This is a genomic window from Kitasatospora sp. NPDC048540 (assembly GCF_040651175.1).
Taxonomy (GTDB): domain Bacteria; phylum Actinomycetota; class Actinomycetes; order Streptomycetales; family Streptomycetaceae; genus Kitasatospora.
Window position 1 is genome coordinate 1 of the sequence record NZ_JBEZIR010000020.1, and the last position, 12,525, is coordinate 12,525.

The window sequence follows — 12,525 nt, forward strand, 5'->3', positions numbered from 1 at the left end:
ACCACACCCCTAACCCCACCCCCCGACGCCCACCGGCCCGACCCCCGCCCCCACGCCCTGGAAACCGTCCAGCTCCAACGCACCCCCCTCACCCACGTGCTACGGGCCAAGGCACTGCCCCCGGTCCTCGGCATCCTGCTCGTCCTGGCCGCCTGGCAACTCGCCGTCACCCTGGAACTCACCACCACCGACAAACTCCCCAGCCCCGGCGAGGTCTGGCAGTCACTGACCAAGCTCTGGTACGCGGGCACACTGTTCTCGATCATCTGGACCAGCCTCTGGCGCGGCCTGTCCGGCTTCCTCGCCGCCGTCGCCATCGGCACCCCGATCGGCCTGCTCGTCGCCCGCGTCAAACCGGTCCGCGCCGCACTCGGCCCGGTCCTCTCCGGCCTCCAGTCACTGCCCTCGGTCGCCTGGGTACCCGCCGCCGTCATCTGGCTCGGCATCAACAACTCGGCGATGTACGCCGTCATCCTGCTCGGCGCCGTCCCCTCCATCGCCAACGGCCTGATCTCCGGCATCGACCAGGTCCCACCGATCTACCTGAGGGCCGGCCGCACCCTCGGCGCCACCGGCCTCACCGGCGCCCGCCACATCCTGCTGCCCGCCGCCCTCCCCGGCTACCTCGCCGGCCTCAAACAGGGCTGGGCCTTCTCCTGGCGCTCCCTGATGGCCGCCGAACTCATCGCCGCCTCCCCCGACCTCGGCGTCGGCCTCGGCCGCTACCTGGAGAACCAACGCGAATTCTCCGACATGTCCGGCGTCCTGCTCGGCATCATCCTGATCCTGGTCGTCGGCGTCGCCATCGACCTACTGATCTTCACCCCCATCGAACGCCGCGTCCTGCGCAGCCGCGGCCTGCTCGTCACCACCCGCTGAGGTCCCCCCGATGATCCACGGCCGGCCGACCGCCCTCCCCCTCCCCCGCACCCGCCCCGCCCGCCCGGCGGCGGGCGGTCCCGTCATGGTCCTGATCGCCCACGGCAGCCGGGACCCGCGGCACGCCGCCACCGTCGACGGGCTGGTCGCCCTGGTGCGGGCGGCCCGCCCGTCGCTGGAGGTGGCCACCGCCTACCTGGACCACTGCGCGCCGCGGATCCCGCAGGTGACCGGCCGGCTCGACGGCCGGGCCGCGGTCGCCGTGCCACTGCTGCTCGGCCGGGCCTTCCACGCGAAGAGCGACATCCCGGCCGCGCTGCGGGCCGCCGGCGCGGACCTGCCCGTGGCCGACGTGCTGGGCCCGTCCCCGCTGCTGCTGGACGCCCTCGACCGGCGGCTCGCCGAGGCCGGGCCGGCCGTCGCCTCGGCCGCCGAACGGGCGCGGACCGGGGTGGTCCTGGCCGCGGCGGGCTCCTCGGACCCGGCCGCCAACGCGGCCACCCTCGCCGTCGCCGAGCTGTGGCGCCGCACCCGTGGCTGGGCGGCCGTCCGGACCGCCCACGCCTCGGCCGTGCCGCCGCACGTCCCGGACGCGGTCGCGGCCCTGCGGGCGACCCCCGGCGTCGAACGGGTCGCGGTCGCCCCGTACCTGCTGGCCCCCGGCCTGCTGCCGGACCGGATCACCGCCGCGGCGGCCGCCTGCGGCGCCGACCTCACCGCCGACGTCCTCGGCGCCGCCCCGGAGATCGCCACCCTCCTGCTGCACCGCTACGACCACGCCGCGGCCGCCGCCCGGACGCCGACGGCGCTCAGCGCCTGAGCACCCGGCGCACCCGGCGTACCTGGCACACCTGGCTCAGGACGCCCGGCGGTGCCGGTACTCGGCCACCGCCGCGGTGATCACGCTGAGCGGCACCACCGCCGCCTCGTCCGCGACGGCCGCCTCGATCCACTCCCGCACGGTCGCCGTGGGGCCGACCCCTCGCTCCGAGGCCCGCCGCGGGACCGTGTCCATCACCGGTGGGCCGCGCCGGGACAGAGGCAGACGCATTGCACCCATCCCGTCGAGCCACCGGTCCGGGTGACGGCGCACAGGAGCGGACGCAGGCGTACGGCAGCCGATCCGCGCCGCTCGGTTCAGCCCGTTGCGGCCCGGAAGCGCTGCTCCAGGTCCGCAACCGCGTCGCGCTCCGCGCGGCTGGTGGCGGTGGGGCGGCCCTCAAGGCGGGCCCGCTCGTTCGGGTAGCGCAGGGGCGGCTCGGCCCAGCGCCAGGCGTGCGCCGCGCAGCGCCGCTGGTCCGGGGTCCCCGCCTCGGCGGCGTGCAACAGGCTCTCCAGGACCCGCCGCCGGCCGGCCGCCGCGACCAGGGCGGCGGCGAGCCAACGCGGCGAGCTGGGGTCGTCCTCGAGCAGCAGCACCGCCAGCACCTGGTCGTAGTGGCGCACCGCCGCCGCGCGGTCGCCCTCCAGGGCCCGCCGGACGGTCTGCCGCTTGTGCCCGATCCGGTGGTACTGCGGGTAGTGCGGCTGCCGTTCGGCCAGCCTGGCCACCCGCTCGTCGGCTTCGTCCTGCCAGCTGAGGGCGAGCGCGTCCAGCAGGGTGTCGAGCCCGCGCTCCTGCCGGTCCAGCCGCTCCCCGAGATCCATCCGGCCAGCCTAGTGCCGCCGGGCGTACGGTGGTCGCGGACGGCCGCACCAGGGAGGTCGGGGCCAGGGATGCTGGGGCCAGGGATGTTGGGGGTCGGGGCGATGGGACGGGCGGCGCAGGGGCGCGGACCGGTGGCGGACGGACGGTACCGGCTGCGCAACGTCGGCAGCGGGCTGCTGCTGGAGGTGGCCGGCGGCAGCAACCGGCACGGCGCCAAGGTGCGGCACGCGCCGGACGACGGCACCGACGCCCAGGTGTGGCGGATCTCGGCGGTGCACCCGGGTTCGGGGCTGTGCCACCTGGAGAACGCGGTGAGCGGCAAGCGGCTGGACGTGACGGGGGCCAGGACCGACGACGGGGTGCCGCTGCAGCAGTGGTCGGCCAACGCGTTCGGCGCCCAGGAGTGGCTGTTCGAGCGGCACGTGGACGCCCCCGGCACGTTCACGGTGACCGCCTTCGTCAGCGGCAAGGTGATGGAGGCCGCCGAGGACGGTTCGGTGCGGCAGTGGGAGGACACCGACACGCCCGCCCAGTGGTGGCGCCTGGAGCCGGCCTGACGGCGGGCGGTGGCCGCCGGGCCGCGGGGCGGCTCACACCCGGCGGAGCGTGAACTCGTCGAGCAGGGTGCCCTGAACGGCCAGGTCGACCCGGCCGGAGAGCTGGTAGACCCGGCCGTCGGGTCCCGGGGTCAGCGCGGTGGGCGCGATGTCCGCGGACGGCCGCACGGAGGTCAGTCGCGCGGTGTGCCAGCCGTCGGACGAGCGGAGTTCGACCTCGGCGTCGTGCCCGGTGCCGCCGACGGCGTTGGTGACGCCGAGGACGGCGCCGTCGGGGCGGGCGAGCAGGCCGTCCAGACCGACCAGCCGCCCGTCGGCCCCGGCGACCCGGATCTGCTCGACGGCGGACGGCCGGGACAGCGGGATCCGCCACAGCGTCCCGCCCTGGTAGTGGCCCACCACCAGGGTGTCGCCCTCGCAGACGATGCCGTTCAGCCCGAAGGTCCCGGCGGGGCTCGCCAGCCGGTCGTCGCGGACCAGCACGGAGGCGCTGCCGTCGACGCCGACCCGGTAGACCACCGGCGCCATGGAGTCGGTGACGTACGCGGTGCCGTCGGGGCCGAAGGCGAGGTCGTTGGCGACGTGCGGCCCGCCGTCGGCGGCGACCGCGGCCAGGTCGACGTGGAACAGGCGGCGTCCGGTGGTCAGGTCGTACGCGCCGACCCAGGCCCGCCGGTAGGTGGTGCCGGGGGTGGAGCGCACCGAGCCGCCGGTGTCGGCGTCGGCCAGCAGGACGCGGCCGCGGGCGGCGTCGACGTGCAGGCCGACCACGGTCACCAGGTCGGGGTCGTCGACCAGGGTCCGGGTGGAGCCGTCCGGGGCGACGCTCTGGACGGTGCCGTGGCGCAGCGAGCCGACCAGGAAGCGGCCGTGCAGCGGGTCCCAGGTCGCGCCCTCGGGGACCAGGGTGTCGCCGTGCCCGGTCAGCAGCGCCGGGTAGCAGGGGTGGGCGCCGGCGGCGGCGGCCGGCAGGGCCGCACCGGCGAGCAGGGCGGCGGTGGCCGCGGCGACCAGTGCGGCCCGGATCGGACGGGTGCTCATCTGATGTCCCATCAGTGCGAGGATCTGACGAACCGGCGGTTCGTCCGCACTCAGCTTCCTCGCGGGCCGAGGTGCCCGGCAGTTCGTGGCGATACTGGTAGTCCGGCTACCAGGAACAGGTTGACCAGGGGGATGGTATGACCGGTACGGAGGTGCGCCGGGAGGCGCTGTCGGACTTTCTGCGGACCCGCCGGGCCCGCCTGACCCCGGCGGAGGTCGGGATGGCGCCCGGGGTGCGCCGCCGGACGCCGGGGTTGCGCCGGGAGGAGCTGGCGCTGCTCGCCGGGGTCGGGGTGACCTGGTACACCTGGCTGGAGCAGGGGCGGGACATCAACCCGTCGTCGGAGGTGCTGTCCAGCCTGGCGAGGACGCTGCGGCTGGACCCGGCGGAGACCGCGTACCTGTTCCGGTTGGCGGGCTGTCAGGCGCAGCCCCCGGCGGTGGAGCCGGCCGTGGAGCTGCCCGAGTCGCTGGTGCGGATGGTGCGGGCGCAGTCGCCGTTCCCGGCGTTCCTGGTGGACGCCGACTGGGCGGTGCGGGCCTGGAACCCGGAGGCGGAGGCGCTGTTCGAGTTCTCCCGGTGGTCGGCGGAGGACTGCAACCTGGCCTGGGTGGTGTTCGCCAGCCAGGTGCACCGGCGGCGGGCGGTGGACTGGGAGCGGCACGCCCGTCGGATGCTCGCGCAGTTGCGCACGGTGTACGCGGAGCGCGGCGGCGACGCCTCGCCGGGCGGGCGGCGGATCGCCGCGTTGCTGGAGCGGTTGCGGGCGTGCTTCCCGGAGGCCGGGCGGTGGCTGGACGAGCACCAGGTGGAGGAGCGGGCCGGGGTCGAGAAGGACCTGGAGCACGAGGTGCTCGGTCCGCTCCACTTCGACCAGGTGGTGCTGAGCGCGCCCGGCGAGCTGGAGCTGGTGGTGTTCTCGCCGCGGGAGGCGGGGACGGCGGCCCGGGTGCGGCTGCTGGCCCCGGCCGGGACGGAGCGGGCCGCCGCCCGTTGAGCCCGTGACGCCGCAGGGGCGCCGGACCGTCGGACGGTCGGGCGCCCCTGCGGGGGTGCTGCGGGGTGCTGCGGGTCAGTCCGACTTGCGGCGCTGGCGGCCGGTGCCGTAGTTGGAGCCGGACTTCGTGCCGGAACCGGGCTGGGCCCGGCCGGAGGACTTGCCGATGAAACCGGCGGCCTGGCGGCGGCCGCCCGGGGCCTCGGTGCGGCCCGCGGCGGTGGCGCCGAGGCGCTGCTTGGGGCGGGGGCGGCGCGGGTTGCCGTTCAGGTCGACGTCCTTGGGCAGCCCGGAGCGCTTGGACTGCGGACGGCGGCGGCCCTGGCCCTCCGCCTTGGCCGCCGCGCCGGCGGCGGCCGCGGCCTGGGCCGCCACCTGGGTGGGGGCCAGGATCGGCAGCACCGCGACGCCGCTGGGCGTGCGGGCGCCGGTGATCCGGTGGAGCTCGCCGTCGCCGGGGCGGACCTTGGTGACGGTCGGGCGGATGCCGGCGGTGGTCATCAGCCGGGAGACCTCGCGGCGCTGCTCGGGCAGCACCAGGGTGACCACGGTGCCGGACTCGCCGGCCCGGGCGGTGCGGCCGCCGCGGTGCAGGTAGTCCTTGTGGTCGATCGGCGGGTCGACGTTGACGACCAGGTCGAGGCCGTCGATGTGGATGCCGCGGGCCGCGACGTTGGTCGCGATCAGGGCGCTGACCTGGCCCTCCCGGAACTGGTCCAGGGTGCGGTTGCGCTGCGGCTGGGACTTGCCGCCGTGCAGCGCGGCGGCCTGCACGCCGGCGGCGCGCAGCTGCTTGGCGAGCCGGTCGGCGCCGTGCTTGGTGTGCACGAACATGATCACGCGGCCCTCGCGGGCGGCGATCCGGGCGGTCGCCTCGGCCTTGTCGGCCGGGTCGATCTGGATCACGTGGTGGTCCATGGTGGTGACCGCGCCGGCCGAGGGGTCCACCGAGTGGGTGACCGGGTCGCTCAGGAAGCGGGTCACCAGGCGGTCGACGTTGCGGTCGAGGGTGGCGGAGAAGAGCATCCGCTGCCCGCCGGGGGCGACCTGCTCCAGCAGCTTGGCGACCTGCGGCAGGAAGCCCATGTCGGCCATCTGGTCGGCCTCGTCGAGCACGGTGATCTTCACGTGGTCGAGCCGGACGTCGCCGCGGTTGATCAGGTCGTCCAGCCGGCCGGGGGTGGCGACCAGGACCTCGGTGCCACGGCGCACCTGGTTGGACTGGCGGGTGATCGACATGCCGCCGACCACGGTGGTGATCCGCAGGTTGAGGCCGATCGCGTACGGGCTGAGCGCCTCGGTGACCTGCTGGGCCAGCTCGCGGGTGGGCACCAGGACCAGGGCCAGCGGGTAGCGGGAGTCGGCGCGCTGTCCGGCGGTGCGGGCCAGCAGCGGCAGGCCGAAGGCCAGCGTCTTGCCGGAGCCGGTGCGGCCGCGGCCGAGCACGTCGCGCCCGGCGAGGGCGTCGGGCAGGGTGGCGGCCTGGATCGGGAAGGGTTCGGTGACGCCTTCCCGGCCGAGCGCGGTGAGCAGCGCCTTCGGCATCTCCAGTTCGGCGAAGCTCGCCGCCGGCGGGCGCGCCGGGGTGCCCTGGACGACGGTGAACTCCTCGGACGGGCGCGGGGTGGTGGCGCCGCGGGGCCGGGAGGCGCCGGCCGGGCGGCGCGGCGGGCGGCCGCCGCCGCCGGTACGGGTGCGCTGGGTGCGTGCGGGGTCGGTCATGGTGCTCCAAATCCTGCTCGGCCGACGGCCACGGCGGCTGCCGTGGCGGTAGGGCCCTGGTGGGCACCCCCGGCCGGAGGCTGGGGGAGGGTCGGCCGTCGGAGGAGTGGAGTGCGCCGCCCCGGCCGTTCGGCGGCATGGGCGAGGGCCCGCACCCTGCGGTACGGGCCCTCGCGCAGCACTGGTGAGTCGGCTGGAAGCCGTTCTCAGATGGTGCGGATGTTCTCGGCCTGCGGGCCCTTCTGGCCCTGCGTGACGTCGAACTCGACCTGCTGGCCCTCGATGAGCTCGCGGAAGCCGTTGGACTGGATGTTCGAGTAGTGGGCGAACACGTCAGCGCCGCCGCCGTCCTGCTCGATGAAGCCGTAGCCCTTTTCGCTGTTGAACCACTTCACGGTGCCGGTAGCCATAACCGTCTCCATTTTTCACTGGGGCGTCAGGGGCCCACACCTCGTGGACCCCGAGTAGCCGCGATCCCCATCCGGAGACAAAACACCGGACAAAACAAATGCGCCTGTTGGTTGGTACCAGCAGGCGCACACACACGTTCATGGGAACCAATACTGCAACTGCGTCGACTGTAGCACGCCCGATCCGTATGGTGATCGGAACGTTTCCCTGGTCACACCATGTTTGCCCGCCGCGGCGAGGGGGCACCCGGACGGGTTCCGGGTGCCCCCTGGTGCGGCGGGGTCGGGCTCAGCTCCGGCCGGCCGGCTCCAGTCGCCTGCCCTCGGCCCCGGCGTCCGGCGCCACGGCGGACGGCTCGGTCCGGCCCGGCCACCAGGCGGCGCGGCCCAGCAGCGCGGTGAGCGCCGGGGTGAAGAACATCGCCATCACGAAGGCCGACACCGCGATGCCGAAGGCCACTGAGAAGCCGATCTGGCTGAACAGCGAGTTGCCCGCCAGCAGCATGGTCGCGAAGGTCAGCGCGAGGATGCTGCCCGCCGCCGCGACGGTCGGGCCGCCGTGGCGCAGCGCCAGACCCGCCGCCTTGCGCGGGCTGTGGCCCTCGGCCGCCTCCTCCCGCAGCCGGGCGATCATCAGGATGTTGTAGTCGGTGCCGATCGCCACCACGAACAGGTAGATGAACATCGGCAGCATGAACATCAGGCCGGCCTCGCCCTGCATCTTCTGGAAGACCAGGCTGGTGGCGCCGACGGTGGCGCCGAAGCCGAGGCCGACGGCCGCCATCAGGTACCACGGGGCGACGATGCTGCGCAGCAGCAGCGCCAGGATCAGCATGATCAGCAGTGCGGCGACCGGGAAGACCAGCGAGTAGTCGCGGGCCATCGCGGTGTTGATGTCCTTGTACACCGAGGTGATGCCGCCGACCTTCGCCTCGCTGCCCTGCGGCGCGGAGCCGTGGGCGACCTTGCGCAGCCCGTCGATGGTGTCGATGGCCTGGTTGGTCGCGGGGGCGTCCTTGAGCATGACGGTGATGTCCGCGACGGTGCCGTCCGCGTTCAGGTGCGGCTGGGCGACCACCTGGGCCACCCCGGGCACCTTGCCGAGCTCGCCGATGTAGCCGGTCAGCGCGGCCGGGTCGAGCTTGGCGCCGGTCCTGCTCTCCACGTAGACGTGGCTGGGGTCGGCGGCGCCGGCCGAGAAGGCGGTCATCAGGGTGTCCTGGACGACCATCGACTCCTTGGTCTTCGGCATCGAGCCGGAGGCCAGGTCGAAGGTGCCCTTGTAGCCGAAGGCGGCGAAGGACAGCACCACCAGCATCGCGCCGGAGACCAGGGTGACCAGCAGCGGCTTGCGCTCGACGGTCCGGCCGATGGCGGCGAAGCGGGCGTTGGCGGGCTCCTTCTGCCAGGCCTTGGAGGGCCAGAACAGCACCTTCTCCGGGATCAGCGAGAGGATCGCCGGCACCAGGGTGACCGAGGCCAGGGCGGTGACGAAGACCGCGATGGCCAGCGAGGGGCCGAGTGCCTGGAACATGCCGAGGCTGGAGAGCAGCAGCACGCTGAACGCCACGATGACCGCGCCGGCCGCCGAGGCGATGGCCTCGCCGACCCGGCCGACCGCGTTGACCACGGCCTCCTTGCGGTCGTCACCGGCCCGCAGCCGTTCGCGGTAGCGGAACATCAGGAACAGGAAGTAGTCCGTTCCGACGCCGAACAGCACGATGATCAGGATGGCCGAGACCGAGCTGTCCGCCTTGAGGCCGAAGGCCTTGCTGGCGTCGGCGATCAGGCCGTTGGCGACCATCGAGAAGACGAAGATCGACAGGATCGGCAGCAGCGCGATGATCGGGCTGCGGAAGATGATGCCCAGCGTGAGCAGGATGATCACGATGGTGCCGACGCCGATCAGCATGTTGGCCAGCTTGGAGGAGTCCTGCTGGTCCAGGTTCTGGGCGGACTGGCCGCCCAGCTGCACCTTGAGGTTGCTGCCCTCGGCGAGCTTCTTGGCCCCCTCGCGCAGCTCCTTGGCGGAGTCGGCGGCCTCGGGCTTGTGCGCCGAGTTCTTCTCCATGCCGACCATGGACAGCGCGTAGCGGCCGTCCTTGGAGGTGGACTGGTCGCTGACCGGCAGGATCGTCTCGACCAGCTTGACGTGCTGGTCGGTGAGACCCTGCACGACCTTGGCCATGGCCGCCTTGTCGGCGTCGTCCAGCTTGCCGCCGTCGGTGCGCTCGAAGAGCACCATTGCGGCCGGGGTGAAGTTGGCGGGGAACGCCTTCTCCTGCACCTGCGAGGCCTGGATGGACTCGTAGTGCTTGGGCAGGAACGCGCTCTCGTCGGTCTGCGCGGTCAGTGCGGGGGCGGTGGCGATGATGGCCACGGCGGCGACCAGCCAGCCGATGATCACCCACCAGGCCCGCCTGACGACGAAGCGTCCTATTCGGTGGAACATGCTCGTGTGCCTCCTGGGCATGGTTCACCGCAGCCCTTGGGGGACGGGACACCGGGCGACGGCAGGACCGGGCAGGGAGCGGCAACGGCAGCCCTTAGCCGGTCGGCAGGTAAGTACGGTCAGCATCCTACGGGCATTTACTTGCCGCCCGGCAAGTGAGTTACCGCGGGAGGGGCCGGGGCCGCTCGGCCCCGAAACCACCCCTAGGGGTGGCCCTTGACCATCCTCACCTGCGCACACCGGGCGACACCTCGTGCTCCGGGTGGAGATCCCTCCCCCTCAGGGTGGAGCCGGGTCCGCCCGCGAGGAGGAGATCCCGGGGACGCAGGTAGGGGAAACCCCACCACGGGGGTGGGGGAAGGCCCAGGGACGGCTCCCCCGCAAGCCGGATGTCGCTCGAGGACGCCGGTTCCTAGCCTCGGTGGTGCAGCTTCCACAGCGCGCCGGACCACCGCCGGCGACCGCTCCCGGCGGCACCGCCGCCGCTCTCCCTGGGGGAAACACAGCAGTGAAACTCGGACTCGCCGCGACGATGGGCGCCTGGAGCGCCCGGCACAGAAAGACGGCCGTCTTCGGCTGGCTCTTGTTCGTGGTCCTCGCCGCCTACCTCGGCGGACTGCACGGCAGCACCAAGGTCGAGCAGTCGGAGTCGATGCCCGGCGAGGTGGCCCGCGCCGCCAAGATCCTGGACGACGCCGGGATCAAGCGTCCCGCCGGCGAGACCGTCCTGGTCCAGAGCGCCGCGCTGACCGCCGACGACCCGGCCTTCCGCGCCGTCGTCGACCAGGTCCGCTCCGCGGTCGACGGCACCGGCAGGGCCACCGACCTGCACAGCCCGTACGACAGCGGGGCGATCTCCGCCGACCGCCACTCGGCGCTGCTGCAGTTCACCGTCGCCGGGGACAACGACAAGGCGGTGGAGAACGTGCCCGCCCTGCTCGACGCCGTCGGCAAGGTGCAGGCCGCCCACCGGGACCTCACCGTCGAGGAGTTCGGCGAGGCCAGCTCCGGCAAGTGGTTCCAGGACCAGTTCACCAATGACTTCAGCCGCGCCGAGTGGACCGCCGTACCGCTCGCGCTCGGCATCCTGCTGATCGCCTTCGGCGCGCTGGTCGCCGCCGTGCTGCCGGTCGTCCTCGCGCTCACCGCGTTCATCGCGGCCGGCGGCCTGGTCGCGCTCAGCAGCGGCCTGCTGCACACCAGCGACGACGCCAGCTCGGTGATGCTGCTGGTCGGCCTCGCCGTCGGCGTCGACTACTGCCTGTTCTACCTGCGCCGGGAGCGTGAGGAACGGGCCGCCGGACGGGACGCCGCCACCGCCCTGCAGATCGCCGCCGCCACCTCCGGCCGGGCCGTCCTGGTCTCCGGCGTCACCGTGGTGGTCGCGATGGCCGGCATGTTCCTCACCGGGATCGCCGACTTCCAGGCCATGTCACTGGCCACCATCATCGTGGTGATCACCGCCGTGCTCGGCTCGCTGACCGTGCTGCCCGCCCTGCTCTCGATGCTCGGCGACCGGGTCGACAAGGGCCGGATCCCGCTGCTGCACCGGCTGCGCGGCGCCGACACCGGCAACGGCGGCCGGGTCTGGAACGCCCTGCTCACCCCCGTGCTGCGCCGCCCGCTCGCCGCCACCGTACTGGCCGGCGGCCTGCTGCTGGGCCTGGCCGCGCCGCTGCTCACCATGCACACCGCCAACCTGACCTTCCAGCAGCAACTGCCGAAGGGCAACGCGCTGGTCGCCACCTCCGCCCGGATCGAGGCCGCCTTCCCCGGCAGCCCCTCCCCCGCCACCGTGGTGGTCAAGGCCGGGGACATCGGCTCCCCCGAGATGACCCGGGCCCTCGCCGACTTCCAGAAGGCGGCGCTCGCCACCCCCGGCGTGCACGGCCCGATCCAGCTGACCGTCCACCGGGCGCAGAACGTCGCCACCCTCGACGTCCCGCTGCCCGGCAGCGGCAACGACGCCACCAGCACCGCCGCCCTGCGCGCGCTGCGCACCTCGGTGGTGCCGCAGACCCTGCTCAAGGTGCCGGGCACCGAGGCGCCGGTGACCGGCCAGACCGCGGGCTCGCACGACTTCAACCAGCAGATGTCCGACGCGATGATCCCGGTCTTCGGCTTCGTGGTGGCCTTCGCCTTCCTACTGATGCTCACCTCGTTCCGCTCGCTCGGCATCGCCGTCACCGCCGTGGTGCTCAACCTGCTCTCGGTCGGCGCGGCCTACGGCGTGCTGGCGCTGGTCTTCCAGCACGGCGTCGGCGCCTCGCTGCTGGGCACCGCCGGGGTCGGCGCGGTGGAGTCCTGGGTGCCGCTGTTCCTGTTCGTCATCCTGTTCGGCCTGAGCATGGACTACCACGTGTTCGTGGTCTCCCGGATCAAGGAGGCGCACGACCGCGGCCTGTCCACCGCGGCGGCCGTCTCGTACGGGATCCGGTCCACCGCCGGGGTGGTGACCAGCGCGGCCGTGATCATGGTGGGTGTGTTCGCGGTCTTCGGCACCCTGTCCATGCAGTCGATGAAGCAGATGGGCGTGGGCCTCGCGGTCGCCGTCCTGATCGACGCCACCGTGATCCGGGCCGTGCTGCTGCCCGCCGCGATGAGCCTGCTCGGCGAGCGCAACTGGTACCTGCCGCGCTGGCTGGCCTGGCTGCCCGACCTCTCGCACGGCGAGGGCCTGCCGCCGGCCGTCCCGGCCCCCGCCGGGCCGTCCGGCCGCCACGCCGCCGAACGGCAGCACGCCGGGATCTGACCCGCCCGCACCGGGGAACCGCATCCCGGGGTCCGGCCGGCCGCACCGGGGACGGCCGGCCGGACC

General features: G+C 73.7%; 11 protein-coding genes. 5 read left to right on the forward strand and 6 right to left on the reverse strand.

Annotated elements, in window-relative coordinates; translation table 11 throughout:
• Positions 1 to 57 precede the first annotated feature (57 nt).
• Entirely contained in the window at positions 58 to 879 is an 822-nt protein-coding gene (locus tag AB0D08_RS10905; protein ID WP_359887829.1) for an ABC transporter permease, read from the forward strand.
• Between the two features lie 85 nt (positions 880 to 964).
• Positions 965 to 1,699: a CbiX/SirB N-terminal domain-containing protein gene (locus AB0D08_RS10910; RefSeq protein WP_359887831.1), complete on the forward strand. Its 735-nt coding sequence runs from the start codon at positions 965 to 967 to the stop codon at positions 1,697 to 1,699.
• A gap of 36 nt (positions 1,700 to 1,735) precedes the next feature.
• Here the strand turns inward: AB0D08_RS10910 and AB0D08_RS10915 are convergent, their stop codons facing one another.
• On the reverse strand, positions 1,736 to 1,930 hold the full coding sequence (locus AB0D08_RS10915; RefSeq protein WP_359887741.1) for a hypothetical protein: 195 nt from the start codon (positions 1,928 to 1,930) through the stop codon (positions 1,736 to 1,738).
• A gap of 86 nt (positions 1,931 to 2,016) precedes the next feature.
• Positions 2,017 to 2,526 (reverse strand): hypothetical protein, encoded by a 510-nt coding sequence (locus AB0D08_RS10920; protein WP_359887744.1) that lies wholly within the window; start codon positions 2,524 to 2,526, stop codon positions 2,017 to 2,019.
• A gap of 102 nt (positions 2,527 to 2,628) precedes the next feature.
• On the opposite strand from AB0D08_RS10920, the gene AB0D08_RS10925 reads away from it, so the two are divergent.
• Positions 2,629 to 3,084, forward strand: coding sequence for an RICIN domain-containing protein (locus AB0D08_RS10925; protein ID WP_033822671.1), 456 nt, complete (start codon positions 2,629 to 2,631; stop codon positions 3,082 to 3,084).
• A 33-nt stretch (positions 3,085 to 3,117) separates the two neighbouring features.
• Here AB0D08_RS10925 and AB0D08_RS10930 read toward each other — a convergent pair whose 3' ends face one another.
• Positions 3,118 to 4,137 (reverse strand): hypothetical protein, encoded by a 1,020-nt coding sequence (locus tag AB0D08_RS10930; protein ID WP_359887747.1) that lies wholly within the window; start codon positions 4,135 to 4,137, stop codon positions 3,118 to 3,120.
• A gap of 125 nt (positions 4,138 to 4,262) precedes the next feature.
• Here AB0D08_RS10930 and AB0D08_RS10935 point away from each other — a divergent pair, with 125 nt between their 5' ends.
• Entirely contained in the window at positions 4,263 to 5,123 is an 861-nt protein-coding gene (locus AB0D08_RS10935) for a helix-turn-helix transcriptional regulator (RefSeq protein WP_033822672.1), read from the forward strand.
• A gap of 75 nt (positions 5,124 to 5,198) precedes the next feature.
• Here the strand turns inward: AB0D08_RS10935 and AB0D08_RS10940 are convergent, their stop codons facing one another.
• The 3 genes from AB0D08_RS10940 to AB0D08_RS10950 all read right to left on the reverse strand — a co-directional run bounded on the left by AB0D08_RS10940 (position 5,199) and on the right by AB0D08_RS10950 (position 9,707).
• On the reverse strand, positions 5,199 to 6,845 hold the full coding sequence (locus tag AB0D08_RS10940; RefSeq protein WP_359887750.1) for a DEAD/DEAH box helicase: 1,647 nt from the start codon (positions 6,843 to 6,845) through the stop codon (positions 5,199 to 5,201).
• Between the two features lie 206 nt (positions 6,846 to 7,051).
• Positions 7,052 to 7,255 (reverse strand): cold-shock protein, encoded by a 204-nt coding sequence (locus tag AB0D08_RS10945; RefSeq protein ID WP_033817632.1) that lies wholly within the window; start codon positions 7,253 to 7,255, stop codon positions 7,052 to 7,054.
• A gap of 289 nt (positions 7,256 to 7,544) precedes the next feature.
• Positions 7,545 to 9,707, reverse strand: a complete 2,163-nt coding sequence (locus AB0D08_RS10950) for an MMPL family transporter (protein ID WP_359887752.1) — start codon at positions 9,705 to 9,707, stop codon at positions 7,545 to 7,547.
• A gap of 532 nt (positions 9,708 to 10,239) precedes the next feature.
• Here AB0D08_RS10950 and AB0D08_RS10955 point away from each other — a divergent pair.
• Positions 10,240 to 12,459 (forward strand): MMPL family transporter, encoded by a 2,220-nt coding sequence (locus AB0D08_RS10955; RefSeq protein ID WP_359887833.1) that lies wholly within the window; start codon positions 10,240 to 10,242, stop codon positions 12,457 to 12,459.
• Positions 12,460 to 12,525: the final 66 nt, after the last annotated feature.

Excerpts from the sequence above, each read along its gene's own strand:
- AB0D08_RS10915 (WP_359887741.1), bottom strand. The coding sequence starts at position 1,930 with ATGCGTCTGCCTCTGTCCCGGCGCGGCCCACCGGTGATGGACACGGTC.
- AB0D08_RS10945 (WP_033817632.1), bottom strand. The coding sequence starts at position 7,255 with ATGGCTACCGGCACCGTGAAGTGGTTCAACAGCGAAAAGGGCTACGGC.
- AB0D08_RS10940 (WP_359887750.1), bottom strand. The coding sequence starts at position 6,845 with ATGACCGACCCCGCACGCACCCAGCGCACCCGTACCGGCGGCGGCGGC.
- AB0D08_RS10930 (WP_359887747.1), bottom strand. The coding sequence starts at position 4,137 with ATGGGACATCAGATGAGCACCCGTCCGATCCGGGCCGCACTGGTCGCC.
- AB0D08_RS10920 (WP_359887744.1), bottom strand. The coding sequence starts at position 2,526 with ATGGATCTCGGGGAGCGGCTGGACCGGCAGGAGCGCGGGCTCGACACC.
- AB0D08_RS10910 (WP_359887831.1), top strand. The coding sequence starts at position 965 with ATGGTCCTGATCGCCCACGGCAGCCGGGACCCGCGGCACGCCGCCACC.
- AB0D08_RS10950 (WP_359887752.1), bottom strand. The coding sequence starts at position 9,707 with ATGTTCCACCGAATAGGACGCTTCGTCGTCAGGCGGGCCTGGTGGGTG.
- AB0D08_RS10935 (WP_033822672.1), top strand. The coding sequence starts at position 4,263 with ATGACCGGTACGGAGGTGCGCCGGGAGGCGCTGTCGGACTTTCTGCGG.
- AB0D08_RS10955 (WP_359887833.1), top strand. The coding sequence starts at position 10,240 with ATGGGCGCCTGGAGCGCCCGGCACAGAAAGACGGCCGTCTTCGGCTGG.
- AB0D08_RS10925 (WP_033822671.1), top strand. The coding sequence starts at position 2,629 with ATGGGACGGGCGGCGCAGGGGCGCGGACCGGTGGCGGACGGACGGTAC.